This window comes from Pseudogemmobacter sonorensis, from assembly GCF_042762395.1.
Lineage (GTDB): Bacteria > Pseudomonadota > Alphaproteobacteria > Rhodobacterales > Rhodobacteraceae > Pseudogemmobacter > Pseudogemmobacter sonorensis.
In genome coordinates, this window is sequence record NZ_JBEFZE010000004.1 from 204,137 (window position 1) to 230,841 (window position 26,705).

General features: G+C 68.6%; 25 protein-coding genes and 1 pseudogene. 6 read left to right on the top strand and 20 right to left on the bottom strand.

The genetic code is table 11. The features are described 5' to 3' along the window. Positions 1–13: 13 nt before the first annotated feature. From ABNX41_RS05195 to ABNX41_RS05215, 5 genes are all read right to left on the bottom strand, one after another. A complete protein-coding gene (locus tag ABNX41_RS05195) occupies positions 14–421 on the bottom strand; it encodes a hypothetical protein (protein WP_438668655.1) in 408 nt (135 codons plus the stop codon). 53 nt (positions 422–474) lie between these two features. Beyond that, entirely contained in the window at positions 475–2,115 is a 1,641-nt protein-coding gene (gene groL, locus ABNX41_RS05200) for a chaperonin GroEL (RefSeq protein ID WP_438668656.1), read from the bottom strand. Positions 2,116–2,201: 86 nt separating this feature from the next. After that, the gene (gene groES / locus ABNX41_RS05205; RefSeq protein ID WP_438668657.1) at positions 2,202–2,489 is read right to left on the bottom strand and encodes a co-chaperone GroES; all 288 of its coding nucleotides are present in this window, start codon (positions 2,487–2,489) and stop codon (positions 2,202–2,204) included. A gap of 244 nt (positions 2,490–2,733) precedes the next feature. Next, the gene (locus ABNX41_RS05210) at positions 2,734–3,753 is read right to left on the bottom strand and encodes an LLM class flavin-dependent oxidoreductase (RefSeq protein WP_438668658.1); all 1,020 of its coding nucleotides are present in this window, start codon (positions 3,751–3,753) and stop codon (positions 2,734–2,736) included. Positions 3,754–3,919: 166 nt separating this feature from the next. Continuing rightward, positions 3,920–4,579 carry a glutathione S-transferase family protein gene (locus ABNX41_RS05215; protein ID WP_438668659.1) on the bottom strand — a complete coding sequence of 220 codons (660 nt, stop codon included), beginning with the start codon at positions 4,577–4,579 and terminating at the stop codon, positions 3,920–3,922. 304 nt (positions 4,580–4,883) lie between these two features. Between ABNX41_RS05215 and ppk2 the strand changes: the two genes are divergently transcribed. Then, on the top strand, positions 4,884–5,879 hold the full coding sequence (gene ppk2 / locus ABNX41_RS05220; RefSeq protein WP_438668660.1) for a polyphosphate kinase 2: 996 nt from the start codon (positions 4,884–4,886) through the stop codon (positions 5,877–5,879). Positions 5,880–6,546: 667 nt separating this feature from the next. Next, positions 6,547–7,926, top strand: a complete 1,380-nt coding sequence (locus ABNX41_RS05225) for an MATE family efflux transporter (protein WP_438668661.1) — start codon at positions 6,547–6,549, stop codon at positions 7,924–7,926. Here the strand turns inward: ABNX41_RS05225 and ABNX41_RS05230 are convergent. The 3 genes from ABNX41_RS05230 to ABNX41_RS05240 all read right to left on the bottom strand — a co-directional run bounded on the left by ABNX41_RS05230 (position 7,885) and on the right by ABNX41_RS05240 (position 12,541). Continuing rightward, positions 7,885–9,987 (bottom strand): capsule polysaccharide biogenesis protein, encoded by a 2,103-nt coding sequence (locus ABNX41_RS05230; protein WP_438668662.1) that lies wholly within the window; start codon positions 9,985–9,987, stop codon positions 7,885–7,887. The genes ABNX41_RS05225 and ABNX41_RS05230 overlap by 42 nt on opposite strands. A 33-nt stretch (positions 9,988–10,020) precedes the next feature. Beyond that, positions 10,021–11,160: a polysaccharide biosynthesis/export family protein gene (locus ABNX41_RS05235; RefSeq protein ID WP_438668663.1), complete on the bottom strand. Its 1,140-nt coding sequence runs from the start codon at positions 11,158–11,160 to the stop codon at positions 10,021–10,023. Positions 11,161–11,251: 91 nt separating this feature from the next. Continuing rightward, positions 11,252–12,541: a capsule polysaccharide biogenesis protein gene (locus ABNX41_RS05240; RefSeq protein WP_438668664.1), complete on the bottom strand. Its 1,290-nt coding sequence runs from the start codon at positions 12,539–12,541 to the stop codon at positions 11,252–11,254. A 200-nt stretch (positions 12,542–12,741) separates the two neighbouring features. Here ABNX41_RS05240 and ABNX41_RS05245 point away from each other — a divergent pair, with 200 nt between their 5' ends. Beyond that, the gene (locus ABNX41_RS05245; protein WP_438668665.1) at positions 12,742–13,338 is read left to right on the top strand and encodes a riboflavin synthase; all 597 of its coding nucleotides are present in this window, start codon (positions 12,742–12,744) and stop codon (positions 13,336–13,338) included. 42 nt (positions 13,339–13,380) lie between these two features. Here the strand turns inward: ABNX41_RS05245 and ABNX41_RS05250 are convergent, their stop codons facing one another. Together ABNX41_RS05250 and ABNX41_RS05255 are read right to left on the bottom strand one after the other, a co-directional pair. After that, complete coding sequence (locus tag ABNX41_RS05250) at positions 13,381–13,881, bottom strand: GNAT family N-acetyltransferase (RefSeq protein ID WP_438668666.1); 501 nt, start codon at positions 13,879–13,881, stop codon at positions 13,381–13,383. Between the two features lies 1 nt (position 13,882). Continuing rightward, positions 13,883–14,146, bottom strand: coding sequence for a YjhX family toxin (locus tag ABNX41_RS05255; protein WP_438668667.1), 264 nt, complete (start codon positions 14,144–14,146; stop codon positions 13,883–13,885). 314 nt (positions 14,147–14,460) lie between these two features. On the opposite strand from ABNX41_RS05255, the gene ABNX41_RS05260 reads away from it, so the two are divergent. Continuing rightward, positions 14,461–15,072: a hypothetical protein gene (locus ABNX41_RS05260; RefSeq protein WP_438668668.1), complete on the top strand. Its 612-nt coding sequence runs from the start codon at positions 14,461–14,463 to the stop codon at positions 15,070–15,072. A gap of 219 nt (positions 15,073–15,291) precedes the next feature. Here the strand turns inward: ABNX41_RS05260 and ABNX41_RS05265 are convergent, their stop codons facing one another. The 5 genes from ABNX41_RS05265 to ABNX41_RS05285 all read right to left on the bottom strand — a co-directional run bounded on the left by ABNX41_RS05265 (position 15,292) and on the right by ABNX41_RS05285 (position 20,613). Further along, positions 15,292–15,801 (bottom strand): CarD family transcriptional regulator, encoded by a 510-nt coding sequence (locus tag ABNX41_RS05265; protein ID WP_438668669.1) that lies wholly within the window; start codon positions 15,799–15,801, stop codon positions 15,292–15,294. Positions 15,802–16,181: 380 nt separating this feature from the next. Further along, entirely contained in the window at positions 16,182–16,520 is a 339-nt protein-coding gene (gene fdxA, locus ABNX41_RS05270) for a ferredoxin FdxA (RefSeq protein ID WP_438668670.1), read from the bottom strand. A gap of 64 nt (positions 16,521–16,584) precedes the next feature. Beyond that, a complete protein-coding gene (locus ABNX41_RS05275) occupies positions 16,585–16,932 on the bottom strand; it encodes an RNA-binding S4 domain-containing protein (RefSeq protein WP_438668671.1) in 348 nt (115 codons plus the stop codon). Positions 16,933–16,935: 3 nt separating this feature from the next. Continuing rightward, positions 16,936–20,043: a helicase-related protein gene (locus ABNX41_RS05280; protein ID WP_438668672.1), complete on the bottom strand. Its 3,108-nt coding sequence runs from the start codon at positions 20,041–20,043 to the stop codon at positions 16,936–16,938. Between the two features lie 3 nt (positions 20,044–20,046). Continuing rightward, a complete protein-coding gene (locus ABNX41_RS05285) occupies positions 20,047–20,613 on the bottom strand; it encodes a tetratricopeptide repeat protein (RefSeq protein ID WP_438668673.1) in 567 nt (188 codons plus the stop codon). Positions 20,614–20,682: 69 nt separating this feature from the next. Between ABNX41_RS05285 and ABNX41_RS05290 the strand changes: the two genes are divergently transcribed. Continuing rightward, on the top strand, positions 20,683–20,970 hold the full coding sequence (locus tag ABNX41_RS05290; RefSeq protein WP_438668674.1) for an SCP2 sterol-binding domain-containing protein: 288 nt from the start codon (positions 20,683–20,685) through the stop codon (positions 20,968–20,970). Between the two features lie 20 nt (positions 20,971–20,990). Further along, positions 20,991–21,941 carry an alpha/beta fold hydrolase gene (locus ABNX41_RS05295; protein WP_438668675.1) on the top strand — a complete coding sequence of 317 codons (951 nt, stop codon included), beginning with the start codon at positions 20,991–20,993 and terminating at the stop codon, positions 21,939–21,941. Between the two features lie 6 nt (positions 21,942–21,947). On the opposite strand, the gene ABNX41_RS05300 is transcribed toward ABNX41_RS05295, so the two are convergent. From ABNX41_RS05300 to ABNX41_RS05320, 5 genes and pseudogenes are all read right to left on the bottom strand, one after another. Then, positions 21,948–22,379, bottom strand: a complete 432-nt coding sequence (locus tag ABNX41_RS05300; protein ID WP_438668676.1) for an META domain-containing protein — start codon at positions 22,377–22,379, stop codon at positions 21,948–21,950. A 42-nt stretch (positions 22,380–22,421) separates the two neighbouring features. Next, on the bottom strand, positions 22,422–22,859 hold the full coding sequence (nusB, locus tag ABNX41_RS05305) for a transcription antitermination factor NusB (RefSeq protein ID WP_438668677.1): 438 nt from the start codon (positions 22,857–22,859) through the stop codon (positions 22,422–22,424). Between the two features lie 23 nt (positions 22,860–22,882). Continuing rightward, the gene (locus tag ABNX41_RS05310) at positions 22,883–23,383 is read right to left on the bottom strand and encodes a 6,7-dimethyl-8-ribityllumazine synthase (protein WP_438668678.1); all 501 of its coding nucleotides are present in this window, start codon (positions 23,381–23,383) and stop codon (positions 22,883–22,885) included. Positions 23,384–23,388: 5 nt separating this feature from the next. Then, positions 23,389–24,483 (bottom strand): 3,4-dihydroxy-2-butanone-4-phosphate synthase, encoded by a 1,095-nt coding sequence (gene ribB / locus ABNX41_RS05315; protein WP_438668679.1) that lies wholly within the window; start codon positions 24,481–24,483, stop codon positions 23,389–23,391. Positions 24,484–24,946: 463 nt separating this feature from the next. Beyond that, a pseudogene (locus tag ABNX41_RS05320) lies at positions 24,947–26,705 on the bottom strand (translation initiation factor 2); the annotation flags it as partial.

The following is a 26,705-nucleotide window of genomic DNA, read 5'->3' on the forward strand; positions in this document are numbered from 1 at the left end:
TCTCCCCTATATCTCAAAGGTCGAGATCGAAGCCGCGTTGCTTGGGCTGTCTGGTGCGGGTGGCATCGGGAGCTTTCTTCGCATCCAGCCCCATATCTCGCGTCAGGCGCAGCATCTGGCCGATCTTGGCCGCCAGATGCATGCGCTCTTGCCGCTGCTGTGCTTTGAGATCGGCACGGCGCTTATGTAGAGCCGCCAGCTCCCCCGCCTGTGCCTGATGCAAGGCTTCCCGCTGGCTGCGATCACGCTGATAGGCCGCCATCGCTTCGCAGGCATTCTGCGTCCGCGTCTGCGCTGCCCGCCCCGTAATGAAATCTACCACGCCCTTGAATCCAGAGCGCAGGCGTTCGCCCCGTTCTTTGGCTTCCGCCTTCCATTCCGTGCCGAGGGCGTCAAGCGCAACGCGGCGCTCGGAAAGCAAAAAGGGCGGCCCCCGCGGGGCCGCCCTTCGATTTCATGCGGATCGGAGCGGGCTCAGAAGCCCATGTCGCCCATGCCGCCGCCGCCCGGCATCGCCGGGGCCGCCGCCTTGTCCGCCGGCTTGTCGGCGATCATGGCTTCGGTGGTGATCAGCAGCGAGGCCACCGAGGCGGCGTTCTCCAGCGCGGTGCGGGTCACTTTCGCCGGGTCGATGACGCCGAAGGCGAAGAGGTCGCCGTATTCCTCGGTCTGGGCGTTGAAGCCGAACGACAGGCTGTCGGATTCGCGGATCTTGCCCGCGACCACCGCACCGTCCACGCCCGAATTCTCGGCGATCTGGCGCAGCGGCGCTTCCAGCGCGCGGCGGACGATGGCGATGCCGACGTCCTGATCGGCATTGGCGCCCTTCAGGTGCTCGATCGACTTGGTGGCCTGCACGAGCGCCACGCCGCCGCCGACGACGATGCCTTCCTGCACGGCCGCACGGGTGGCGTTCAGCGCGTCGTCCACACGGTCCTTGCGCTCTTTCACTTCGACTTCGGTCGCGCCGCCGACGCGGATCACCGCAACGCCGCCCGCCAGTTTGGCCACGCGCTCTTGCAGCTTTTCGCGGTCGTAGTCCGAGGTGGTTTCCTCGATCTGGTTGCGGATCTGGCCGACGCGGGCCGCGATCTCGGCCTTGTCACCGGCGCCGTCGACGATGGTGGTGTTGTCCTTGTTGATCGAGACCTTCTTGGCGCGGCCGAGGAAGTCGATGCCGACATTCTCAAGCTTGATGCCCAGATCCTCGGACACGACCTGGCCGCCGGTCAGGATGGCGATGTCCTGCAGCATGGCCTTGCGGCGGTCGCCGAAGCCCGGCGCCTTGACGGCGGCGATCTTCAGGCCGCCGCGCAGCTTGTTGACGACCAGCGTGGCCAGGGCCTCGCCTTCGACATCCTCTGCGATGATGATCAGCGGCTTTTGCGACTGGATCACGGCTTCGAGCAGCGGCACCAGCGGTTGCAGCGACGACAGCTTCTTCTCGTGGAGCAGGATATAGGCGTCTTCCAGCTCGGCGATCATCTTGTCGGCATTGGTGACGAAATAGGGCGAGAGATAGCCGCGGTCGAACTGCATGCCCTCGACGACCTCGACTTCGGTGTCGAGACCCTTGTTCTCTTCGACGGTGATCACGCCTTCATTGCCGACCTTCTGCATCGCATCGGCGATGAAACGGCCGATCTGGGCCTCGCCATTGGCCGAGATGGTGCCGACCTGGGCGACTTCGTCGGAATCCTTGACCGGGCGCGAGGCACCCTTGATCGCCTCGATCACCTTGCCGGTGGCCAGGTCGATGCCGCGCTTCAGGTCCATCGGGTTCAGCCCGGCGGCGACCGATTTCAGGCCTTCCTTGATGATGGCCTGGGCCAGCACGGTGGCGGTGGTGGTGCCGTCGCCGGCTTCGTCATTGGTGCGCTGCGCGACTTCCTTGACGAGCTGGGCACCCATGTTCTCGAACTTGTCCTGAAGTTCGATCTCCTTGGCGACCGAAACGCCGTCCTTGGTGATGCGGGGGGCACCGAACGACTTTTCGATCACGACGTTGCGGCCCTTCGGGCCCAGCGTCACCTTGACGGCATTTGCCAGCACATTGACGCCGGCCAGCATGCGGTCGCGGGCGTCGGTGGTGAATTTAACGTCCTTGGCAGCCATGTTGCTGTCTCCTTGGATGTAGAGGTTTCAGACAGAAAGCGCGGCCCGCGCCCGGCCGGTCCGGCCAGGCGAGCCACCCCGGCGCATCAGGCGATGATGCCGAGGATGTCGCTTTCCTTCATGATCAGAAGCTCTTCGCCGTCGATCGTGACCTCGGTGCCCGACCATTTGCCGAAGAGGATCCGGTCACCGGCCTTGACCGAGGGTGCGATCAGTTCGCCCGAATCCTTGCGCGCGCCTTCGCCGACCGAGACGATCTCGCCCTCGGCGGGCTTTTCCTTGGCGGTGTCCGGGATGATCAGACCGCCCTTGGTCTTTTCTTCGGATTGGACGCGGCGGACCAGAACGCGGTCGTGCAGCGGTTTGAAAGCCATCTGGTAAACTCCCATGGGTATCCAGGTTCTGTCGTGATCAGCACTCGGCAGTGGCGAGTGCCAACGGGGCGAGAGGTAGGCAATGCCCTTGCGGCTGTCAACACCCGAGACGACGATTTTCTTACCCGATCCGCCGTTCTTCAGGCGGAGCCCCGGGGGCAATGTCGCGCATGGAAGGGCGCGTCCCCCCCCCCCGGGGGGGGCCACCGGGACGCCGCAGGACCGCGCGCCCGTTCCCGCCGTGTCAGCGCCAGCCCAGTTCGGGGGCGATGTCCTTCAGGATGCTTTCGATGACATGGGCGTTGTATTCCACCCCCAGCGTGTTGGGGATGGTCAGAAGCAGGGTGTCGGCCTCGGCGATCGCCTCGTCCTCGCGCAGTTCCTTGATCAGCTTCGCGGGCTCGGCCGCGTAGGAGCGGCCGAAGACCGCGCGCTGGTCGTCGATCACGCCGACCTGATCGCTTTCGGGCCGGGAGGAGCCGAAATACATCCGGTCCAGATCCGAGGTGATCGCGAAGATCGAGCGGCTGACCGAGACGCGGGGCGCGCGGCTGTGGCCCGCCTCTTTCCAGGCCTCGCGGTATTTGCGGATCTGCTTGGCTTGCTGGACGTGGAAGGGCTCGCCGGTCTCGTCCCATTTCAGGGTCGAGCTTTGCAGGTTCATGCCCATCTGCGCCGCCCAGACCGCCGTCGCGTCCGAGGCCGCGCCCCACCAGATCCGCTCTTTCAGCGTCTCGGAATGGGGCTCGAGTCGCAAAAGCCCGGGCGGATTGGGGAACATCGGGCGCGGGTTCGGCTTGGCGAATCCCTTGCCCTCAAGCAGTTGCAGGAAGACCTGGGTGTGGTTCCTGGCCATGTCCTGGTCGGTCTCGCCCTCGGCGGGCTGATAGCCGAAATGGCGCCAGCCGTCGATCACCTGCTCGGGCGAGCCGCGCGAGATCCCCAGTTGCAGCCGCCGCCCCGCGATCAGATCCGCCGCGCCCGCGTCCTCGGCCATGTAGAACGGGTTCTCGTAGCGCATGTCGATGACGCCGGTGCCGATCTCGATCCGGCTGGTGCGCGCGCCGACCGCCGCCAGCAGCGGAAAGGGCGAGGACAATTGCCGGGCGAAATGGTGGACGCGGTAATAGGCGCCGTCCGCGCCCAGTTCCTCGGCCGCGACCGCAAGCTCGATGGATTGCAACAGCACATCCTCGGCCGAGCGGACCGCCGAGCCGGGTTGGTTCGACCAGTGGCCGAACGACAGAAAGCCGATCTTTTTCATCGCGGTGCCTTTCGTTTCCGGCCGGGCGGGCATCTTGTGGCCCGGACGGGTTCCGTTGGCATGAAACTAGGCATCGCGCCCGCCCGGCACCAGAGGCGGAACTGTGCGCGGGCTGCGGGATCTTCCGTCCCGGGCGCAGATATGTGCGCGGAGGCGAGGTCGGCGGTCAGGCCGGTTCGGCCTCGCGCCGCGCCCACATCTCCTGGAAGGCCGGGCGGGCCTGGCAACGCGCCAGCCAGGCCTTGACCGCGGGAAAGGCCTCGAACAATTCGCCATGGCCCTGGGCATAGCGCAGGCATTCGGCGGTGTTGATGTCGGCCACGGTGAAACGGCCGCCCACGCTCCAGCCATGGTCGGCGAGATGGGTTTCCAGCCGCGCCAGCGGGCGGCGCAGCTTCTCGGCGCTCAGGGCGATCCCGGCGCGGCTTTCGGGCAGGCTGGCCGCGCCCGCGCCAAGCGCATACTGGATTTCCAGCGCGGGCGTCTCGATCGCGGTGGCGGCGAAAAGCGCCCATTGCTCCATCAGCGACAGTTCGGCCCCGTCCGCGGGCCCGAGCGCCCCGCCGTGGCGGCGCGCGATATGCAGGGTGATCGCCAGGCTTTCGGTCAGGATCAGCCCGTCCTCCTGCATGGCCGGGATCTGGCCCTGGGGGTTCACCCGCAGGAAGGCGGGCGCATTGGAGGCCAGCATCCCCTCGGGCGCCGCGCCGCCGCCCAGCCGATAGGCCTGGATCACCGGGACATGGGTGAAGGGCGTGCCGGTCTCGGCCAGGAGCCAGAGCGGGCGCGAGGCGCGCGAGCGATAGACGCCGTAAAGGGTGATCATCGGCGAAACTCCTTCGGGGGCATTTCCGCCTCGGGGTCCTGAAACCAGAAATCCGGGCGTGGGCCGAATCCGGGCGGGACCAGGGCGGTCTTCCGCCCGTTTCTGGCCCAAGCGCGGGGGTTCGTCCATGGGGCGCGGGGGAATGGCGCGCTGAAATATGGGGCAGGCGCGGTGGTTTCATGCCATTTCCATTCCGATTGCGACTGTGTGCCGCGCCTGCGCCGCGCCGGTTTGACCGGGATCAAGGCCAAAGGCTGATCTGGGCTGTAGGATTGCGGCCGTGTTGCCAGTCAGGAGTTGCCCGATGGATGATCTCGCCCGCCCGAAAGCCGCAGATGGTGCCGCCCCTGGCGCCGCAACCGGGGGAGAGGTCCCGGCCCCCGTCCCGCCGCAGGCCCCGCTTGCGGGGGCGGGCGAGGGGCTGACAGGCCCGCAGCGCTTTCCCAAGGCCGAGGCCGATGCCATCCGCGAGGCGTTCGAGACCGGTCGCTATCCCTATGGTCGCCTGATGGCTCGCCCCGCCTATGAGGCCGAGAAGGCCCGGCTTCAGGCCGAGCTTCTGAAGGTGCAGATCTGGGCGCAGGAGACCGGCCAGAAATTCGTCCTGATCATGGAGGGCCGCGACGCCGCGGGCAAGGGCGGCACGATCAAGCGGTTCATGGAGCATCTGAATCCCCGCTACGCCCGGGTGGTCGCCCTGACCAAGCCCTCGGAAAAGGAAAAGGGCGAATGGTTCTTCCAGCGCTATATCCAGCACCTGCCGACGGCGGGCGAGATCGTGTTCTTCGACCGCTCATGGTATAACCGCGCCGGGGTGGAGCGGGTGATGGGCTTCTGCTCGCCCTCGGAATATCTGGAATTCATGCGCGAGGTGCCGGAGCTGGAGCGGATGTTCTCGCGCTCGGGCATCCGGCTCTACAAATACTGGTTCTCGGTCACCCAGGAAGAGCAGCGCAAGCGTTTCAAGGCGCGCGAGACCGACCCGCTGAAGATGTGGAAGCTCTCGCCCATCGACAAGGCGTCCTTGGACAAATGGGACGATTACACCGAGGCCAAGGAGGCGATGTTCTTCTACACCGACACCGCCGATGCGCCCTGGACCATCGTGAAGTCGAACGACAAGAAGCGCGCCCGGCTGAACTGCATGCGCCATTTCCTGGCCTCGATCGACTATCCGGGCAAGGATCCGGCGGTGGTGGGGCTGCCCGATCCGCTGATCGTGGGCAGCGCGGCGCAGGTGCTGAAGGGCGCGGGCCATATCCTCGACGCCGCCGTGCATCCGGGGGTGCGGATCGGCTGAGGCGGGCCGGAGAGGCGGGGCCGGGGGGGGGCGAACGGGCGACGCTGGGGCGGCGGGCGCAGAACCCGGGCGTAGCAGGTCGTGAAAGGCCTTCTCTGCCCGGGGGCGGTTTCGTGCAGGTTCGCTTGCCCGACTGGCAGGCGGCAGGGGCGATCCCTTGGCCTGGTCCATTTCGTCGGGGCGCTCCTCTCCGTCCTGTGGCGCTCTGTCCGGTCCCGGGGGTGACCCTCTCGCCCGGGCTTTGGAAGGCCCCTGGGGTTGTCCCTTGGCTTGGCCCCTTCCGTCGGGGCTCTCCTCTCCGTCCTCTGGCGCTCTGTCCGGCCCGGGGGGGTGACCCTCTCGCCCGGGCTTTGGAAGGTCGCGTGAATTCTGTCGGCTCGGTTCCGGCTACCCCGATGCGGCAACGGAATGGCGCGCCCTGCATGCTTCCCGTTCCGCGGGCGTCCGGGAGGTCTGTCGACAGGGCCTCGCCGGGAAGGCTTCTCCCGGGAGGGCCCGGGGGAGGTGGCTCGTCCGAAAGGTCTTGGCAGGGCTGCGCGGAGGCATCCCCCAGCCGAGGGCCGGTCGTGGTCGGGTGCTGCCCCGCTGTCGGTCCGGGCCGACACGGGGCGTAGCCCATCTCTCCCCACTTGCCGCGAAATCGGGCAAGCGATAGAGCGGCGGCATCATGACCCGTTCCCCGATTTCCTATTCCACCCATGCCCGCGCCACGCTGGCCCTCGGCCTGCCGCTGGTCGGCTCCAGCCTCGCGCAGATCGCGCTCCATACCGTCGATACCGTCATGGTGGGCTGGTATGGCGTGATCGAGCTTGCCGCGCTGGTGATCGGCTCTTCGACCTTCTTCATCCTCTTCGTGCTGGGCTCGGGCTTTGCCAAGGCGGTGATGCCGCTGGCCGCCCATGCCCGCGCCGCCGGGCAGGATGCCGAATTGCGCCGGGCGGCGCGGATGGGGCTGTGGCTGTCCACGATCTTCGGCCTCTCGATCTATCCGGTGTTCTGGTTCTCCGAGGCGGTGCTGCTGGGGCTGAAGCAGGATCCGGCGGTGGCGGCCCTGGGGCAGGATTACCTGCGCATCATCGGGCTGGGGATGATCCCCGCGCTTTGGGTCGCGGTGCTGCAAAGCTGGCTGGCCGCGCTTGGCCGGACCCAGGTCGTGCTGGCGGTCACCCTGGTCGCGATCGGCATCAACATCGGGCTGAACTGGCTTTTCGTCTTCGGCAATGCGGGCTTCCCCGAGATGGGGGTGGCGGGGGCGGCGCTGACCACCTTCTCGGTGCAGGTGTTCAGCCTGCTGGTCCTGGGGCTTTACGCCGGGCTTCTGCCCGCGCTGCGGCCCTATCGGCTGTTCCGCCGCTTCTGGCGGCTGGACCGGCCCGCGCTGGCCGAGGTGTTCCGGCTGGGCTGGCCCATCGGGCTGACCGGGCTGGCCGAGGGCGGGCTGTTCGAGGCCAGCGCCATCATGATGGGCTGGATCGGCCCGGCGCAGCTTGCCGCCCATGGCATCGCCCTGCAGGTGGCGGCGATGACCTTCATGGTCCATGTCGGGCTGTCCAGCGCGGCGACGATCCGCATCGCGGGCTATCACGGCATCGGCGACGCGCGTGCCTTGCGCGACGCGGCGAAAGTGGCGATCGGCCTGTCGCTTTGCGTCGCGGCGGGGGTGATCGCGCTGTTCCTGACGCTGCCCGAGCGGATCGTGGCGCTTTTCATCGACCCCTCGGACCCGATGGCGGGCCAGATCCTGGCCGTGGGCGCCATGTTGCTGGGCTTTGCCGCGCTGTTCCAGCTTGCCGATGCGACCCAGGCCATGGCGCTTGGCCTGCTGCGCGGGATCAAGGACGCCCGCGCGCCGATGTGGATCGCCGCCATCAGCTATTGGCTGATCGGCATCCCGTCGAGCTATCTTCTCGCCTTCAAGGCCGGATACGGCCCGGCGGGGCTGTGGATGGGGCTGGTGATCGGCCTTGTCGCGGCGGGGGCGAGCCTGATGCTGCGCTTCTGGCGGCTAGCGCCACAGCCGGGCGTGGCTGGCCAGCCGCCCCTGTAGGCGCGACAGCCAGCGGTTGGCGCGGCCGGGGTGCGGGATCTCGCCCGCGGCCAGCCGCTCCAGCGCGAGTTCGGGCGGGCAGGGGCGGCGCGAGACCGGATCCCAGTAGCGCGGATAGGCGATCAGCGCGGCATGGGCCAGATGCGCGAGGTCGGGGCGCGGCTGCAGGCTGCCGTCCGGGCGGCGCGACCGCCGCGCGGGCACCGGGCCCAGATCCCGCGTCAGCCCCCATCCGGCATAGAAGGGCGCGCCCAGAGTGGTCACCCGCCGCCCGCGGAGCAGCGCCTCGAACCCGGTCAGCGAGGTCATGGTCCAGACCTCGTCCACCGCGTCCAGCAGCAGCGCCAGATCGGCACGGGGCAGGATCCGGTCGGCGAAACGCAGCGCCTCGGCCTCGGGGACATGGCCCGGACGCAGCCCCGCCTCGACATCGGGATGGGGTTTCCACAGGATCACCGCCTGCGGATTGGCCTCGCGCACCGCGCGCAAGAGCCCCGGATTGGTCGAGACCGCGCCCGCCCCGCAGCGCAGCGAGGCGTCGTCCTCGACCTGGCCGGGGACGAGGATGCGCGGCCTGCCGTCCTCGCGCGGGGGCAGGTCGGGCGCCGCGCCGCCAAGGTTGTATTTCGTCACCCCGCCCGCCGTCAGCCGCTCCAGCAGCGCGGCGGCGCGTTGGTGCCCGCCGGGGGGCAGGGGGGCGAGGATCATCTCCTCCAGCCGCGAGGGGCGGGCGGGATCGTAATAGATCCCGAGGTCGTCCACCACCAGCGAGAGCGGCGGCACCAGTTCCGCCCCCAGCCCGCGCGAGCGCAGGAAGCCGTCCTCGACCCGCAGCAGGGGCGGCGCGGGCTGTGCAGGGGGCGGGGGCGCCGGGGGCGGCGCCTTCGCCGCCCAGACCAGGATGCCGCGCCCCTCGCGCCCGGCAAGGGCTGTGGCGCGGGCGGGATCGTTCTGGAAGACCAGCCGCCGCTCGCGCCCGAAGAACGCCTGCAGCCGCCCGCGTTTCCAAAGCCGCATGCCGCTGGCGACATGGCCCGCGCGGTCCTGGCGAAAGGCGCGGACCTCGGCCTCAAGCTGGTCGAGCGCCTCCTCGAAGCTGCACAGCCGGTCGCGCGCCGGATCATACCACAGCGGCGCAAGGATCATCGCCCCCGCGAAAAGCTGCGCCGGGGTCAGGCGGCGCCCGCGTCGCGGCGGGGGCGCGTGGTCGTGGCTCAGGCCCCAGCCGGCATAGAAGGGCTGACCGTGGACATGGGGGCGGTGGCCCGCGAGGATCGCCTCGAACCCCATCTGGGACGAGATGGTATGGACCGCGATCGCGCCTTCCAGCAGATGCCAGGGGCTGTGGGGGGCGTCGCAGATCCGAACCCGCGCGCCCAGGTGACGGCTGCCGTAATGGCCGGGACGCAGGCCGCGCGCGGTCTCGGGATGGGTCTTGATCAGGATGCGTGCATGGGGATGAAGGTCGAGCGCGGCCTCCAGCATCTCGTCGAAACGCGCCTGTCCGGCGCCCGAGGCGCGCAGCGCGGCATCGCCCCGGGTCTGGTCGACCAGCAGGACATAGCCCGGATCGGGCGGGGACAAGTCTGGCTGGTGGATGTTGTATTTCGACAAATGCAGATGCCGGATCCTGGCGATTCCCAGCTTTGCGCGGGCCAGAAGGTGCGAATTGTCCAAGGGATCCTCGCTCAGGATCCGCTCCAGGCGCGAGGGGCGGGCGGGGTCGAAATGCACGCCCTCGGCATCGATCAAGAGACCGAGCGGCCCGTCGCCGCGCCGCCTCATCCGCCCCGGGGCGATGCCGCGCAGGAAGGCGTCCTCGACCCGCACCAGCGGCGCGCCCGTGCGCGCGGCCGCCCGTTCGCCGCGCCAGGCCGTCGGGCTTGCGCCCCAGACCAGCACGCCCTCGCCGGGCCGTGGCAGGCCGAAGCGCAACTCATGCCCGGCCAGCGCCAGGATGCGCCGAAGCCGCCGGTCGCGCAGGAAGGACAGGTTGAGATGGCGAAGCCGCCGCGGGATCTCCACGGCGGCCTCGGGTTTCGGATCGCGTTCGACGGTCAAGGCGGTTCCAGGGCCAGGGCGGTTCGGGCGGCCTCAGCCGCCACCCGCCAGCGTATCGACGCTGGAGGCCGCGCCGACCCCGCCGGTCAGCACCGAAAGCGTCTTGTTCCACTGCACATAGGGCGCCTCGGTCACATAGACGGTGTCGCCGTCGCGGATCAGGAAGTCGCGCGCTTCGAACATGCCGGTGGGCGCGGTCAGGTCCAGCACATAGACCAGCCTCTGGTCGCCGCGCAGGTCGTTGCGCCCCAGCACGCGGTTGGCGATCTCGGCCGGTTCGTTGCGGAAGACGAAGACGCCGGTCGGATCGGCGGCCATGGTCTGCAGCCCGCCCACGGTGGCGATTGCCTCGATCGCGGAGAGCGTCTCGCTCTGGAACGGCACCAGGGCCTGCGCCCCGGTGGCGCCAAGCGCGGTGAAGCGGCGCTGGTCCTCTTCGATGACGATCTGGTCGCCCGGTCGCAGCGCGATGTCCAGCGCCGGGGTTTCCCACAGGTCCTTGAGCCAGACCTTGCCGGTCTGGTTGCCGCGCGTCACCCGCACGATGGCGGTGGCGGGCGGGATCGCCACGCCCCCGGCCTGGGCGAGCATCGCGGCCAGGGTGCGGGTCGGGCGCTGGATCGGATAGACGCCGGGCGTGGTGACCGAGCCCGAGATCGACACCGCCGAGCCATCGCCCGCCAGCCGCGCCACGGTCACCTGCGGATCGGGGGTCTGGGCGTCGAGCTTGCGCGTGATGGCCGAGCGCAGCCCTTCGGGCGTCTGGCCCGCAGCCTTGATCCGGCCGGCATAGGGGATGAAGATATAGCCTTGGCCGTCGACCTGCACCTCTTCCAGCGCCGAGACGCGCTGGCCGGTATTGCCCAGAAGCGGGTCGTCCTTGACGTTCTCGAAGATGGTGATGCCCAGCACGTCGCCCGGCGCCAGTGTGTCGGATCCGACCAGGCCCGCATTCTTGAAGGCATCGGAAAAGCCCAAGGACGGCAGGACCGCCGTCGCCCGGGTCACGCGCGGGTTCACGGTGACGATGAAGGCATCGCCCTGGTTCAGCACCGAACCCGCGAAGATCTCGCGTTTGTTCGGGCCGGGGCGCGGCAGACCGCAACTGGCAACGATGGAAAACACCGCAAGCAGGGTCAGGGCCTGCGCCCCCCCTTTGGTCAATCGGTTCACTGCTCGGGCTCCTTTTTCGGATTTGCCTCAAGTTTTGCCCGCAAGAATACGGAAATACGGGAGAAAATGAAAGCGCCGTGTTTCGGCGCCCTCAGTTCACGACGCGCAACTGTTGCCGAGGAGCCGCGCTTCCCGACAGCAGCGCGTCATAGGGGTCCTGGTCCGAGAGCATCATGTCCACTACCTGTCGTAGCAATTCACGCCGCCCACGCGAGGAGTAGAAGCCACCGGCCACCTGGCTGGTCTCAAGCAGGTAGTGGCGATAGTCGCGATAGGCGCGGGTATCGGGGCGGGTCGGATGGGCGAAAAACCTCTCGGCCGGTTGCGAAGAGACGAATTCGGGCTTGGAATAGACCGCGCGACCGAAAGCGCGCAGCGGCAATCCGCGCCAAAGCGCCTGCTGTCCGGCGGTGGAATTGACGGTGACGGCGCTGCGGGCGTGGTTCAACAGCGCGGCCAGCTTGCCGCCGCGCACGAATTGCACCCGATGCGCCACACCATACTGGCGGGCCAGCCGGTAGATCTCGCGCTTCACCGGCACGCGGCCATCCTCCAGCGGATGGGCCTTGAAGACCAGGTGGTGATGGGGCGCGGCGCCCTGGGCAAAGCCCTCGACCACCAGGGCCAGGAATTCGGCCATGGTCGAGAAGGGCGAATGGTCGCGGAAACTGGCGTCGTGCTCCAGTTGCAGGATCACGAGGTGATAGGGGAAGCCGCCGTGGCGGATGCGCCAGGTCGCGATCCGGCGCTCCAGCGCGTGGAAGGGCAGAAGCACCAGGCGGCGCAGATACAGCAGGAACTCCTGCCGGACGGTCAGCGCCCGATGCGGCCGGAAATTGCGGAAATCCCAGAACCCGGCCATCACGAACCAATGGTAGATCGCGCCCCAGAACATGTGCTGGCGCATGTCGCCCCAGCGGGCGGGGGCGTCGGGCATGTCCATGTCGGCGCGGGCGAGGGCGGTGCGCATCTCTTCGACCGAGGTCTCCATCAGCCGCGAATGGCCATTGGCGCCGCCACGCTCATAGGTGACCCAATAGGGGCGCAGATAGCCTTCCTCGAAGACATGGATGGTCACGCCCATCTCGCGCGCGATGGCGATGGCGCGGGCATGGATCGGGCGGGTGTCGCCGTAAAGCACCAGATCGGTGATCGCCTTTTCCGACAGGATCCGGGCGAAGGTGGCGGGCCAGTCGTCGGGGTGGCCGCGAAAGGCGATGAAGCTTGCGCGGTCGTGCCAGAAGGCGCGGTCGCCGCGGTTGAAGCCCACGCGCCAGACCTCGGCCCCGGCGCGGGTCAGCATCCGCCCCAGGCGCGAGAAGAAAGGCCCGTGGGGACCTTGCAACATCAAGAACCGCTTGCCCTGACCCGAAAGCCGCATCCCGCCCGCTCTTTTCCGCCACCCGGGGTTACGGCGGCCCTTCCACTGATCGCGCAGAACGGCCTTGAACACCATGCGGCAACATTGCCTATCAGAAGAAAGGATTATCCAACAGATGGGCGAAAATAGGGCGGTTCCGGGGCTTGCCTTGGCGGCCCGCTGGCGGGATAGATCGGCGAGGCGGCAAAGGGGTATTGCGGATGTTCACCGGCATCGTGACGGATATGGGCGAGGTTCTGGAGCTTGAGCGCCGGGGCGACCTGCGCGCCCGCATCGCCACCGCCTATCAGATCGACGGGATCGAGATCGGCGCCTCGATCGCCTGCGAGGGGGTCTGCCTGACCGTCATCGCCAAGGGCACGGCGCCGCGCGGCTGGTTCGATGTCGAGATTTCGGCCGAAACAGTGTCGAAGACCAATCTTGCCGGTTGGACGGTGGGCAAGCGGCTCAACCTTGAGCGCGCGCTGAAGGTGGGCGACGAATTGGGGGGCCATATCGTCTCGGGCCATGTCGATGGCGTGGCCGAGGTGGTGCGGGTCCGCCCCGAAGGGGACAGCCTGCGCGTCACCTTCCGCGCGCCCGAGGCCCTGGCGCGGCTCATCGCCGAAAAGGGCTCGGTCGCGCTGAACGGCACCTCGCTGACGGTGAACGAGGTCGATGGCCGCGAATTCGGCATCAATTTCATCCCCCATACCCGCAAGGTCACCACCTGGGGCAGCGTGGCCGAGGGCGATCTGGTGAACCTCGAGATCGACACCATGGCCCGCTACGTGGCGCGGCTGCGCGAATGGGAATGAGAGCCGGGCCGCAGGCGTGACGCTTCTGCGGCCCGGGCGGCATCATCGCGGCTGGTCGAGGCCGAAGGCGGGGTGATGCGCCACCTCGCCGCAGGGGGCGGCGCCATCGAAGGGCAGGGCCTGGATCACCTCGGGCGGGCAGCCCGCCACCGTCAGCCCCGGGAAGACCCCAAAGCCGAAGCGGCGGTAATAGCCCGGATCCCCGACCAGCGCGGCACCCCGGCAACGCGCCCGCAACCGGCTTAGCGCCCCCTCCATCAGCGCCGTGCCGATCCCCTGCCGATGCCTTGCGGGATCGACCGCAAGTGGCCCGATCAGCCCCCAGCCGTCTTGCCCGCCGATCCGCGCGGGCGAGGCGGCCAGATAGCCGATCACCTCGCCCCGGTCCTGCGCCACCAGCGACAGGATCAGCGCGCCGTCCGCCCGCAGCCGGTCGACGATATCGGCCTCGGTGCCGGTGGACTGGGCCAGCAGGCGAAGCGCATCGCCCACCACCTTGCGGATCGCCGGAACGTCCTTCGCCGTCTCATCCCGGATCAGCATGTCATGCCCCCTGGTTGTCGAGTTGCGCGCGGACCGAGATCCGGCCGCGCCTGGAGATGCGATAGGGCCCGCCCGCCCGGGATTCGATCAGGCGCTTGCGCCGCAGTTTCTGGAAGGTCGTCATGTCGAAACCGGCAAGGATCATGCCGTCTCGTGTGACGCATGTGACCGAGGAGATCCTGGCGCCGCCCTCCCGCTCATGCAGGATGCGGCCGCCGAGCGCCAGAACGTGCAGCGCACGTTGCTCGTCGCGTGAAATGTTCATGGAAGTCTCTTGTGCAGACGTGAAAAATCACCAGGGCGCGGCTGCGCCCGGCGGCTTTGGGTTCACGCGGCTCTCCGGGGATCGGAGAGCCTTGTCACACAAGCTCTGACATCTAGTCTCCATATCGGGACGGTGGCGGTCGCCGCTGTCCGGGGGCCAGAGTGGCACGGCTTCGCCCGACAGGCAAGGTGGCGCGCGGCAGAGGCCCCTTCTACAGCACGCGGCGGTGGCCTAGGATGGCTGGAAATGGATTCCGACAGGCCAGGATACTCATGGAATATGCGCAGCAGATGGCCGATCGATTGCCGCCGGGCATGGCATTTCCGCCGGAGTTCCGCGCATTGTTCGACTGGATGGAGGAGAATGGCTTTCTGATGCCAAGCGCCGCCTATCCCGGCGACAGCCTGGGCCTGCTTGGAGCGGAAGACGACGTGCAGTCGGAGCGTGTCACGGCGATCCTCTTCCGGGTCGCCACCCGCGAACAGGCCCGGGACCATGGTATGGCCTGGTTCGGCGAGATGGTCCCGGATATCGGGGACAGGCTGGTTCCTTTCGCCCGCACCGGGGGCGACGGCTCGCACGCCGCCTTCTGGCTTGATGACGGCGGCGGCCAGCATATCGTCCATCTGGGCTCGGAAGGGCTTGTCTGTCTGCTTGGCCGGACGCCGCTCGACTTTCTCCGTCTCCTCGCCATCGGATATTCTGAGATCAGCAGCGACGGCCTGGAGGCGCCCACCGCGCCGCCGGGCCGGGCCGGTTTGAACCAGGCCTATCGCGGCTGGCTGGTGGCACGTTTCGGGGTCGCCATCCCGGAGGCGGCCTCACAGATCCTGGGCGACATTCCCGATTGGAACGCCGAGGACTCGGAAGATCCATTCTGGTGCTGGGTGCGAAAGCAGCAGGATCTGCGCGATCGGAGCGGGTGACGGGCCAGGAGGGCATGGAAGCCCTCTGGGTCACTCTGGGTCACCTTGGCGGAATTTCGCGCAATGCGGGCCGAGGGGAAATCAGCGCGAGGCAGGTTCCGGTCGGCATGGCGGCAAGCGGATCGGTATCGCCCCGGATCCCCCGGCCCGGAACGCAAACGGCGGCCCGCAGGGGGCCGCCGTCAACCGTTCTTGCCGCTGTTGCCGTCGCGGCGGGGATCAGGCCGCGCGCGACAGCAGGACCTCATCCACCTTCTTCTGCGCGCCGAGCTCGTCGACGCCCGAGACGGCGGCGACCTCGCGGGTCAGGCGTTCCAGCGCCTGTTCGTAAAGCTGACGCTCGGAATAGCTCTGCTCGCGCTGGTCGTCGGTGCGGTGCAGGTCGCGCACCACCTCGGCAATCGCCATCAGATCGCCCGAATTGATCTTCTGTTCATATTCCTGCGCGCGGCGCGACCACATCGCCCGCTTGACCTTGGCCTTGCCGCGCAGGGTTTCCAGCGCCTTGGTGACCACATCGGGCGCCGACAGCGCGCGCAGCCCGCTTTCGGCGGCCTTGTGGGTGGGGACGCGCAGGGTCATCTTGTCCTTCTCGAAGGTGATGACGAAAAGCTCCAGCTTGAAGCCGACGACTTCCTGTTCCTCGATGGAAATGATACGGCCGACACCATGGGCGGGATAGACGACGAATTCGTTGGGGCGGAACTCGGGCTTCTTCGACTTGGTCATTCAGTCTTTCCTCGGTCGGCGCCGCTTTCAAGACAACCAGAGACCCCCCGAAAGGCCAGCTTTCGGCGAGAGCGTCCTTGTTGTCACAAGAAATACTGTCCCAGGCGAGCAGCACTGAGGCAGGGATCAGGCGTCCATGTTTGTTTGCAAATGCACCATAACATAAAAAAGCCCTGATTCCAACTGCCGCCACAGCAGGCAGTTGTTGGTCAGGCGCCCGGAATGAAAGGATTTTTCCGTGGCATGCAATTCAGGAAACGCCGTGTAGGCGAATCGTGAACCCTTTCGACGCGACTCGGGCCGCCGTTTCCGGGCCCGTTCACGCGACCCGGGGCCGCCCGCGACCGGGCCGGGCGCCGCCTTCGCGCGCGAACAGGGGCTCAGCTCCCCTCGCCGGGATTGGGCGAGAAGTATTTCTCAAGCTTGCCGGTCTCGCCGTCGCGCTCTTCATAGCCGGGCAGCGGATCGCGCTTTTCGGTGATCACGGGCCAGATCTCGGCATATTTGCGGTTGAAGGCGACCCATTCCTCCATGTCCGGCTCGGTGTCGGGGCGGATGGCATCGGCGGGGCATTCGGGCTCGCAGACGCCGCAGTCGATGCATTCGTCGGGATGGATGACCAGGGTGTTCTCGCCCTCGTAGAAGCAGTCCACCGGGCAGACTTCGACGCAATCTGTGTATTTGCAGGCGATGCAGTTGTCGGTGACGACATAGGTCATTGGGGGGATCCCGGTAGCGGTCTGACTGGCTTCTTCGCTGGTCCAACTAGTGCAGGGGCGCGGATCATTCAAGCGGCGGAGGCGGCACTGGCGGGGCGTCGAGGTCAATAAAGAGCGTCTGTGCCTCGGTTGCCGGGCCACGGCGGACGCCCGTTCCGACGATGCGGATCAGGCGGATATTTCTTCCCTGCGGGAAGGTCAGGACATCGCCCAGCCCCACCTCGCGCGAGGGGCGCGAGACCGGGGTGCCGTTGATGCGCAGATGGCCGCCCTGGACCAGTTCGGCGGCCAGGCCGCGCGATTTGAAGAATCGCGCCTGCCACAGCCATTTGTCGATGCGGATCCGGGGCAGGGAGGCTTCGGCGGCAGGTGCCTGCGCCCGGGCCGGTCGTCCGCCGCCGGTCTTGGCCAAGGATCAGACCTTGCCCTTGAGCGCGAGCAGCGCCGCGAAGGGATTGTCGGGGTCGATCGGGCGATCCTTCCGGGGTGGGCGGGCCTCGAAATTGCGCGGAGCCTGGTCCTGGCCGCGATCATGGCGGGGCTTGCCCTTGCCCTTCGGCTTGCCGCCGAACTCCTTGCGCCCGCCGTCCTGCCGCTGGGGCCGTTCGCCCTGCGGACGCTCGCCCTGAGGGGCCTCGCCCTGGGCGGCGTCGCCCTGTCTTGCGCCATGGGGCTTGCCGCCCTGCGAACGCTCGCGACGCTGGCCTTCGGGGCGCTGGCCCTCGGGACGGCGGTTGTTCTCGCGCGGGCCGCGCTCGGGGCGCTGGAAGCGCGGCCGGGGCGCCCAGGTGAAGGTGTAATAGGCCTCCATCTCGACCGGGGCGGCGGCGCCTTCGCTCTCGGGCGGGCTGTCTGCGGCCGGTTCGGCGATGGCATCCGTGGCGGCCTCCCCGGCGGCCTCGGCCTCGGGCGCCATTTCGGTTTCCGCAGGTGTCTCTACCGGCACCTCTGCGGGCGTGACGGCCTCGACCGGGGCCTCGACCGGGGCCTCAGGCAGCGGCGCCAGCAGCGAGACCCCTTCGGGGACCGGCTGGCCCGCCGCCACGGCGGCCTCGATCGCGGCGCGGCTGGCCTCGGCGCGGGCGGCTTCCGCCGCCGCCGCTTCGGCCTGGGGATTGGCCTTGACCTTGGGCCGCTCGGCCTTTTCGCCGCGATAGCCCAGGCCCGCCATCAGTTCGGCGAACTGATCCAGCGTCATCCCGGTGATCGAGAGCATGTCGGGCGTGGCCTCGAACCCGGCGCGGCTGTCCTTCTGGCGCAGGATGTCGGCCAGCCGTTCCAGCATGTCGATGCGGATCGCGCGCGGGCCCGCCGGGCGGTAGCCCGAGAGCAGATAATGCTCTTTCGGCACCTCGGTGATATTGGGGATGGTGACAAGGCCCGGCGGAGGGCTTTCGGGAAATTCCGACAGCCCGGTCCAGAGCGACCACAGCACCAGCCGCAGCCGGGTCGGCGCGGGTTTCAGAAGCGCGGGCAGGAAGACGGTGTATTGGCCGAAGCGCACGCCATGCTTGCGCAACTGGCCGCGCGCCTCCTGGTCCAGCTCCTTGACCTCGGCCGCCACGCCCTCGCGCGCCAGCAGGCCGAGCGCCTCGGTCAGCCGGAAGGCGAAGCCGCGCGCAAGGCCGGTCAGGGTTTCGTCCCGGCCCATGGCCAGCAGCGGCTCGTAAAGCGCGGCGACCTTGCGGTCGATGAAATGCTGCAGGCGGCGGCGCACCTTCTCGGCGACATCGGCGCCCGCCTCGTCGTCGACGAAGGGCTCGACCGAGGGGCGCAGCGGATCGGCGCCCTTCACCAGCTTGCCCACCGCATGGCTGCCCCACATCAGGCCGCCTTGCTCGGTATAGTCCATCTCGGTGTCGGGCGCGTTGTAGAACCGGTCCGCGCGCAGCGAGAATTCCGGCCGCAGCGCGGCGATGGCGGCCTGGCGCAGGGTCTTGCCCTCGTCGCTGGAGGCGCTGGCGTCCTGCTGGAAGCGGAACCCCTCGAGTCTGCCGGTGAACTGACCCTCGACGGTCACTTCGCCCTTGTCGTTCACCTCGGCCACGAGGTCCTCCTTCTGTTTCAACCGGCGCAGCAGAACAGAGGTGCGCCGGTCGACAAATCGTTGCGTGAGACGCTGGTGCAGCGCATCTGACAGGCGGTCTTCTACAGCGCGGGTCTCGCCGCGCCAATGGGATTCGTCATCGACCCAGTTTCTGCGCTGCGCGACATAGGTCCAGGTGCGGATATAGGCCAGGCGCTTCGACAGCGCGTCGATGTCGCCGTCGGTGCGGTCGATGCGCCGAATCGCCGTCGCCAGCCAGTCCGAGGGGATCCGCCCGCCGCCGATGCCGCGCCCGACCAGAAAGCCGAAGATGCGCGACAGCAGATGGGCGTGGTCGCTTTCCGAGGCATTGCGGAAATCGGGGATGCGGCAGACGTCCCACAAAAGCCGCACGCGCTTGGGGTCGGTCAGCTTCTCGCGCACCTCGGGCATCGCCGAAAGCGTCTTCAGCGCCACCACGTCGTCGGCGTCGCGCGCCCGCGACAGCCATTCGTCGAAGGTGGGCCGCTCCAGCGACCGGATCAGATGTTCGGCGCTGCCGAAATCCAGGTCCGAATTGCGCCACATCAGCTTTTTCACCGGGGCGAATTTATGCGCCTCGATCTGGTCGATCAATTCGCTGGAAAACGGCCGCGCCTCGCCGGTGACGCCGAAGGTGCCGTCCTCGGTATGGCGGCCGGCGCGGCCCGCGATCTGGCCGATCTCCTGCGGCAGGAGCGCGCGCATCCGCCGCCCGTCGAATTTCGCGGTGGCCGAGAAGGCGACATGCTTGATGTCGAGGTTCAGCCCCATGCCGATCGCGTCGGTGGCGACCAGGTAGTCGACGTCGCCGTTCTGGTAAAGCTCGACCTGGGCATTGCGTGTGCGGGGGGAAAGCGCGCCCATCACCACCGCGCAGCCGCCTTTCTGGCGGCGGATCAGTTCGGCGATGGCATATACATTTTCAACGGAAAAGCCGACAATTGCGCTGCGTTCTGGCATGCGGCTTATCTTTTTCGAACCTGACCAGCGCAAAACCGAAAATCGGTCGCGGCGGGTATAGGTCAGGTTCGACACCAGCCCGGCGATGGCACCGCGCATCGTGTCCGATCCCAGGAACAGCGTCTCGTTCAGCCCGCGCGCATGCAGAAGCCGGTCGGTGAAGACATGGCCGCGCTCGGGGTCCGAGGCGAGCTGGATCTCGTCCACGCAGACGAAATCCGCCAGGATGTTCTGGGGCATCGCCTCGGTGGTGGCGACCCAGTATTGCGCGCGCTCGGGCACGATGCGCTCTTCGCCGGTGACCAGCGCCACCCGGCTGGGCCCGGCGCGGGCGACCACGCGGTCGTAGACCTCGCGCGCCAGAAGCCGCAGCGGCAGGCCGATGACCCCGGTGCGATGGGTCAGCATCCGCTCGATGGCGTGATGGGTCTTGCCGGTGTTCGTCGGCCCCAGGACCGCCGTCACGCGATGGCCCTCGCGGGCGGGCGCATCCATGGGCTACAGGTCCCGCCCCTCGAGTTCCGCGGCCAGACGCCCGATCACGGCCTTCACATCGGCCAGATGGGGGTGGATTTCGGCTGCCATGCGATAGGCGGCGAGGGCCTTTTCCTTCTGGCCGGTCTCTTCCAGAATCGCCCCAAGCCCGGCGAGGGCGGCGAAATGCCGCGGCTCCACCGTCAGGACATGGGCCAGATCGGCCAGCGCCGGGCCGATGTCGCCGGTGACGTAATAGGCGGCGGCGCGGGCGTCATAGGCGGCGGCGAAATCGGGGGCATGGTCGATCACGGCGGTCAGATGCTCGACCGCCGCCGCGCCATTGCCAAGGGCCAGCGCATCGGTGCCGCGCTGATATAATAGATCCATCGCGGCCGAGCCCGATTTCGACCATTCGATGAGGATCTCCGATTCGATACGCCCGGCCTCGCCCGCGTCCTGCGCGGCCTGGAGCCGCTCGAACAGGCCGTCGAGCTTGGCCTTATCCTGCGCCAGCGCGGGCGTGGCGGCGAAATGCAGCGCAAGAAGTGCCGCAACGACATGATTGTGAAACGGGACCCGGGCTTTCATAAACACCATCGTAGCGCATCGGCGGCAGAATGCCAGCGCGGGAAAGGTCACGAAAGGGAGACGTGCGGAATGAGCGAGATCGTGGACAAGGCCGTCGAGAAGCTGGCGGTGAAGCTGGAGGGCGGTTTCGACGGCGTGGCGAAATTCGTCATCACCGGCGAGGGGGCGATCATGCTTGATGCCTCGGGCGTCAGGGCGGGCGATGAAGAGGCGGATGTGACGCTGACCGCCAGCGCCGAGGTGTTCCAGGGCATCCTCGAAGGCGATGTGAACCCGACCACCGCCTTCATGACCGGCAAGCTGAAGGTCGACGGCTCGATGGGGCTGGCGATGAAGCTGGGCGCGGCGCTGTCCTGAGGCCTCCGGGGCCTGCGGCAATGCGCGCGGGCGCGGCGCCCCTGCACGACCGCCTGGCCGAGGGGCCGCCCGGCGGGCGGGCCGTCTGGCTGCGCGCGGCGGACGGGGTGCGGATCCGTGCCGCGCTCTGGCCCGCGCCGGGCGCGCGGGGGGTGGTCGTGCTTTTGCCCGGCCGCACCGAATATATCGAGAAATACGGCCGTGCCGCGCGCGAACTGGTGGCGCGGGGATGGTCGGTCCTGACGCTCGACTGGCGCGGACAGGGGCTGGCCGACCGGGCGCTGGCCGATCCGATGCTGGGCCATGTCGCGGATTTCGCCGAATATCAGCGGGACCTGGACGCGGCGCTCGGCTGGCTGGAGGTTGAGGCCCCGGGCACCGCGCGGCTGATGCCGGCCCATTCCATGGGCGGTGCCATCGGGCTGCGGGCGCTGCACCGGGGCCTCGGCTTTCGCGCGGCGGCGTTTTCGGCGCCGATGTGGGGGATCCGAATGCCGCTGTGGCGGCTGCCCGCCGCGCAGGTGCTGTCGCGGATCCCGTTGAAGCTGCGCCGCGATCTGGATTACGCGCCGACCACCTCGGGCATCAGCTATCTGCGCCTTGCGGGGTTCGACGGCAATCACCTGACCGGCGATCCGGCGATGTGGGATTACATGCGCCGTCACGCTGCCGAGGTCGAGGCGTTCGGCCTGGGCGGCCCGTCGCTGGCCTGGGTCCGCGCCGCGATGCGCGAGACCCGCGCCCTGATGGCCGCCCCTGCGCCGGGCGTGCCCGCGCTGGTCGCGCTTGGCACCCGGGAGCGGATCGTGCTGCCCCGGCCGGTGCATCGCCGCCTGGCCGATTGGCGGCAGGCGCAGTTGGAGATCTTTCCCGACGCCCGCCATGAGGTGCTGATGGAGCGGCCCGAGGCCCGGGGGCGTTTCCTTGACCACGCCGACGGGCTGTTCGGCGCGGCGTTGGAGCGGGGGTGAGCCGCCTCAGTCGCAGGTCTGGCAGACCAGGCCCTTTTCGCCGCGGTCGCGGACGAATTCCAGCACCCTGTCCCCTCCGGCCATGATCAGATGGCCCTCGCGGATCTCGGCCACCTCCATCGCCGAAAGCGCGGTCAGATAGGCATCCTCCTCGGCCTGGTCGTCGCAGAACATCCGGGTCGAGCCGAGGGCGCCGAGGGACAGTCGCGGCAGTTCGGCCCCGTTGGTGCCGAAATAGCGGTTGCAGGCCGCGCGCCCGCTGACCCGGCCCTCGGGTTCCAGCGCGAAAGTCGCCTCGGCCCGGACCGGCACGCCGTCGATGGCCAGAAGCTGCCATTCGCCGCTGGCGATGCGGTCATCGGCCATGGCGGTCCCGGGAACCTGAAGGGCGAAGGTCAAAAGCGCGGCGATCAGTGCGGCAGGGGAAAGACGAGTCATGGCGGAAGTTCCTTGCAAGCGATTCGATGCCATTATGACGCATCAGAACGCCTCGGGCTTGGCCTCGCGCGCGAGATGGTCGAGCACGGCATTCACGAAAGAGGCCTCGCGCCCCTCGGGAAAGAAGGCGCGCGCCACATCGACATATTCGGTGATCACCACCTTGGGCGGCGTGTCCATCCGGGTGATCTCGGCCCCGGCGGCACGGAACAGCGCGCGCAGCACCGGGTCGATACGCCCGATCGGCCATTTCGCGACCAGGGCGCGGTCGGTCAACTGGTCGATCGGGGCCTGAAGGTTGACCGCATGTTCCACCACGGCGCGGAAATGGTCGATATCGGCCTCGGCGAATTCCACATCGTCATAGGTGGCGCCCAGGCGGTGGTTCTCGAATTCGCGGGTGACGGCCTTGACGGTCTGGCCCGAGCTTTCCATCTGGAAAAGCGCCTGGACGGCATAGAGCCTCGCGGCCGATTTCATCTGGCGTCTGCTGGAGGGCGAGGTCATGCGCGGAACCCGATCCCCTTGGTCTGGCCCGACCATTTGCGGCCGAGCGCGACCAGATGCAGCGCCGCCGCCGCCGCGCCGCCGCCCTTGTCCTGATCGGCGGGATCGGCGCGGACCGCGGCCTGGGCGTGGTTCTCGACCGTGAGGATGCCGTTGCCGATGCAGACGCCCTGAAGCCCCAGGAGCGAGAGCGCGCGCGAACTGTCGTTGCAGACGGTCTCGTAATGGGTGGTCTCGCCCCGGATCACGCAGCCGAGCGCGACGAAGCCATCGTAATCGCCCATGCGCTGCGCGATGCCGATGGCGGTGGGGATTTCCAGCGCGCCGGGCACCTCGACCATCTCGACCTGGGCCCCCGCCTTCTCGGCGGTGGCGCGGGCGCCCTGGATCAGATGGTCGGCGATGTCGCGATAATAGGGGGCGACGACGATCAACAGCTTCACCGGCTTGTCGAATGCGGGCAGCGGCGGGCTGTAATGGGGGATGTTCGATGCCATGGGGGTCACTCGGTCAGGGGGCGGGTGCCCGCGATGGTCAGGCCGTAGGCGTCGAGGCCGATGACCCTGGGCGCCTGCGAATTGGTGAGAAGGGTGATCTGCGACAGGCCGAGCTTCGACAGGATCTGCGCCCCCAGCCCGTATTGCCGCAGGGTCTGGGGCGAATGCTCGCCCGCCGTGACCAGCTTCATCGTGGTGTCGCGCAACAGGACGACGACGCCGCGGCCCTCTTCGGCGATCAGCCGCATCGCGGAGGGAAGCGCGCCATGAGTGCCGATGCCCAGCACGTCCTCAAGCGGGTTCAGCGCATGGACCCGCACCAGAACCGGGCCCGGCCCGGTCAGGTCGCCCTTGGTCAGCACGACATGTTCGGCGCCCTGCGTCTCGTCGGTATAGATCCGCATCAGCCAGTCGCCGCCATGTTCCGAGCTGACGGCGCGCACGTCCTTTTCGTTCACCAGATTGTCGTGGCGGCGGCGATAGGCGATCAGGTCAGAGATCGTGCCGATCTTCAGCCCGTGCTTTTGCGCGAAGGCGATCAGGTCGGGCAGGCGCGCCATGGTGCCGTCCTCGTTCATGATCTCGCAGATCACGCCCGAGGGGTTCAGTCCCGCGAGGCGGCTGACATCCACCGCCGCCTCGGTATGGCCCGCGCGCACGAGGACGCCGCCGTCGCGGGCGCGCAGCGGGAAGACATGGCCGGGGGTGGCGATATCGGCCGCGCCCTTGGTCGGGTCGATGGCGGTCGAGACGGTCAGGGCGCGGTCGGCGGCCGAGATCCCGGTCGAGACGCCCTCGCGCGCCTCGATCGAGATGGTGAAGGCGGTCTCGTGGCGCGAGGAGTTCTTGGTGCTCATCAGCGTGAGGCCGAGCGCGTCGATCCTTTGCCCCGGCAGCGCGAGGCAGATCAGCCCGCGGCCGTAGGTGGCCATGAAATTGATCGCCGAGGGCGTGCACATCTGGGCGGGGATGACCAGATCGCCTTCATTCTCGCGGTCCTCGTGATCGACGAGGATGAACATGCGGCCGTTGCGGGCGTCCTCGATGATCTCTTCGATCGAGGAGACGGCGTCGGAATAGTCGGTGCGCGTTTCAGACATGGTCGGGTCCGGGGCTGGGGGCCCGGCGGGGGCCCGGCGTGTGAGTCCGAGGGGTTCGTCCGTGTGGGGATAGCCTCAGATGCGGCCAAAGGCCAGAGGGGGCGGCGCAGGGGCGATGTGCGTAGGGTGGGGCGAGGAGGGGGCGCTGCCCCCTCGGCCCGTGCCGGGCCTCACCCCCGGGATATTTTTGCAAAGAAGAAAGGGGAAGGGCGGGTTCGGCGGAGAGGGGCGGTGTGGGACGCCGGTTCCGGGAGCTTAGGGGAGATCTTCTTCAGGAGGCGGTTCTTGGCGGTCTTTTCGAGGGTGAATTCTTTTCTCGATGCCCGGGAGGGAAGGCTTTCTGCGCCAGAGCATGCTTGATTGGGTTCTTAAACGCCTTCGGCTATTGCCGGAGTGCTTTTGGCGGTGAGGTCGTTGCGGTGGGCTGCCCGCTTGGAGAGATTGGGGCGGCCGGGACCGAAGCTTAGCCCTTGGGCATCGGCAGGGCGATCAGCTTGCTGCCTTTCTTGTAGCGCAATTCGCTTTGGGTGATCGCCTCGACGCGTCCGCCGTCGAGGCGGTCGCCGATCTTGACCTTCTGGTATTTGCCATTGGCCAGCCGCACCAGCGCATAGCGGTTCGACTGGGTGCCGTAGACGCCGATCAGGTTCATCCGCGATAGGTTGATCGCCTTGGTGAAGGTCGCCTGTTTGGCCACGCTCGCCTTGGTCGGGATCTTGGGGGCGGGGGTGGCGGCCACTTCGGGCTCGTCGATCTCGTCCTGTTCCTCGGGCTTGATCTCCGGCGCCTTGGCGGCGGCCGTTCTGGCGGCGGGCGGGGCGGCGGCGGGGGCGGGTTCGGGCGCGCGGATGGCGGCGGCCACGGCGGCTTCGACCGCGCGCGAGAAATCCTTCGGCTTCTGGGCCGGGCGCAGCGATATGGCCAGGAGGGCCGGATTGGCGGCCTCCTCGGCCGCGAGGGCGGTTTCGGCCTGGGGTGCGACCAGGGAGGCGGCGGCGGTCTCGTTGCGCGCGGCGGCGACCCCGACGGCGAGGGATTCGGCGGCGGGGGATGCGGCGGCAGCGGTTTCGAGGTGCGCAGGGCGCGGCGGCGGCACCAGGCTGGCGAATTGCACCACCGCCTCGCCATCGGCGGGCGGGGCGGCGGGGGCGAGCAGCGCGTCATCGTCCTCGCCGGGCGTCGCGGCAGCGGGCGCAGCTTGTGGGACGGCAAGGCTGTCCGGGCGCGGGCGCGGGCGGAAGGCGGCCAGTTCGGGATCGGGCTGTTCGGCGGGATGGGTCGCGGGTTCGTCCGAGGGCGGGGAGAGCGGCAGGGCCTCGACCAGTTGTGCGGGTGCGCTGGTCTCGGCTGCGGCCGCTGCTTCCTCGGCGGCCCGGGCCTCCGCCTCGGCGGCTTCGGCCTCGGCTTCCGCCAGGCGGGCGGCCTCGGCGGCGGCTTCGGCGACCGGGCTGCGCGTGGGCGGCACAAGCGGCGGCGCGCCTGCGTAGATCATATAGCCGTCGGGGCTGGGGATGCCCGCGGGCGTGGGCACGATCAGCCCGTCGTCGTCGAAGGCATAGACCATGCCATAAGGCGGCGGCGGCATCGGATTGTCGGGCGAGGCCTCGGCCGTGGCGGAAGGTTCGGGCAGCATGGCCGAGCCGAGGGCCGGCGGCGGCGCATCGGCGGTGGAGAGGACATAGGCATCCTCGGGTGCGAGGGCTGTGGTGGCCTCGGGCGCGGTTTCGGAATCGGTGACGGGTGCATCGGTGGCCGGGGCGGTCTCGGCCAGCGCGGTGTCGAGGGGCGGATCGGCGGGGGGCGCGTCCGGTTGCGCGAAGTCGGCCGGATCCTGCGCATCGGCCAGCATCTCGTCCTCGATCGCGGGATCCGCGGCCGGAGTGGACCCGGCCACCGCGGCATCGCCCGCCGCCGCGAAGCTGGTCTCTTCCTCGGTCCGTCCCGAGGAGGCGAGGTAGAGGGACGACCAGACCGCCACCAGCGCGAGGCAGAGCAGCAGGATCGCGGTCAGGATCAGGCCCAGGAAGCGCGGCTTGCCCCGCCGGGGCGTGGCGAAGGGCGAACGCGAAAGGCTGCGGGCGGCCGCATCGGCGACGGCTGCGGTGCCGCCTTCGGCGAGGGCCGCTGCGCGGCTCTCGGCGCCGACCGGGCGGGCGGGCGCCGCCGCGCCCGTGGGCAAGGGGGCGGCCTTGGCGCGGGTCTTGCGCGTGCCGGGAATGCCG

What these genes read in the sequence shown, in the direction of transcription:
- groL (WP_438668656.1), bottom strand. Translation starts at nt 2,115, where the DNA reads ATGGCTGCCAAGGACGTTAAATTCACCACCGACGCCCGCGACCGCATG.
- groES (WP_438668657.1), bottom strand. Translation starts at nt 2,489, where the DNA reads ATGGCTTTCAAACCGCTGCACGACCGCGTTCTGGTCCGCCGCGTCCAA.
- ABNX41_RS05210 (WP_438668658.1), bottom strand. Translation starts at nt 3,753, where the DNA reads ATGAAAAAGATCGGCTTTCTGTCGTTCGGCCACTGGTCGAACCAACCC.
- ABNX41_RS05215 (WP_438668659.1), bottom strand. Translation starts at nt 4,579, where the DNA reads ATGATCACCCTTTACGGCGTCTATCGCTCGCGCGCCTCGCGCCCGCTC.
- ppk2 (WP_438668660.1), top strand. Translation starts at nt 4,884, where the DNA reads ATGGATGATCTCGCCCGCCCGAAAGCCGCAGATGGTGCCGCCCCTGGC.
- ABNX41_RS05225 (WP_438668661.1), top strand. Translation starts at nt 6,547, where the DNA reads ATGACCCGTTCCCCGATTTCCTATTCCACCCATGCCCGCGCCACGCTG.
- ABNX41_RS05240 (WP_438668664.1), bottom strand. Translation starts at nt 12,541, where the DNA reads ATGCGGCTTTCGGGTCAGGGCAAGCGGTTCTTGATGTTGCAAGGTCCC.
- ABNX41_RS05245 (WP_438668665.1), top strand. Translation starts at nt 12,742, where the DNA reads ATGTTCACCGGCATCGTGACGGATATGGGCGAGGTTCTGGAGCTTGAG.
- ABNX41_RS05250 (WP_438668666.1), bottom strand. Translation starts at nt 13,881, where the DNA reads ATGCTGATCCGGGATGAGACGGCGAAGGACGTTCCGGCGATCCGCAAG.
- ABNX41_RS05255 (WP_438668667.1), bottom strand. Translation starts at nt 14,146, where the DNA reads ATGAACATTTCACGCGACGAGCAACGTGCGCTGCACGTTCTGGCGCTC.
- ABNX41_RS05260 (WP_438668668.1), top strand. Translation starts at nt 14,461, where the DNA reads ATGGCATTTCCGCCGGAGTTCCGCGCATTGTTCGACTGGATGGAGGAG.
- ABNX41_RS05265 (WP_438668669.1), bottom strand. Translation starts at nt 15,801, where the DNA reads ATGACCAAGTCGAAGAAGCCCGAGTTCCGCCCCAACGAATTCGTCGTC.
- fdxA (WP_438668670.1), bottom strand. Translation starts at nt 16,520, where the DNA reads ATGACCTATGTCGTCACCGACAACTGCATCGCCTGCAAATACACAGAT.
- ABNX41_RS05280 (WP_438668672.1), bottom strand. Translation starts at nt 20,043, where the DNA reads ATGGATGCGCCCGCCCGCGAGGGCCATCGCGTGACGGCGGTCCTGGGG.
- ABNX41_RS05285 (WP_438668673.1), bottom strand. Translation starts at nt 20,613, where the DNA reads ATGAAAGCCCGGGTCCCGTTTCACAATCATGTCGTTGCGGCACTTCTT.
- ABNX41_RS05290 (WP_438668674.1), top strand. Translation starts at nt 20,683, where the DNA reads ATGAGCGAGATCGTGGACAAGGCCGTCGAGAAGCTGGCGGTGAAGCTG.
- ABNX41_RS05295 (WP_438668675.1), top strand. Translation starts at nt 20,991, where the DNA reads ATGCGCGCGGGCGCGGCGCCCCTGCACGACCGCCTGGCCGAGGGGCCG.
- ABNX41_RS05300 (WP_438668676.1), bottom strand. Translation starts at nt 22,379, where the DNA reads ATGACTCGTCTTTCCCCTGCCGCACTGATCGCCGCGCTTTTGACCTTC.
- nusB (WP_438668677.1), bottom strand. Translation starts at nt 22,859, where the DNA reads ATGAAATCGGCCGCGAGGCTCTATGCCGTCCAGGCGCTTTTCCAGATG.
- ABNX41_RS05310 (WP_438668678.1), bottom strand. Translation starts at nt 23,383, where the DNA reads ATGGCATCGAACATCCCCCATTACAGCCCGCCGCTGCCCGCATTCGAC.
- ribB (WP_438668679.1), bottom strand. Translation starts at nt 24,483, where the DNA reads ATGTCTGAAACGCGCACCGACTATTCCGACGCCGTCTCCTCGATCGAA.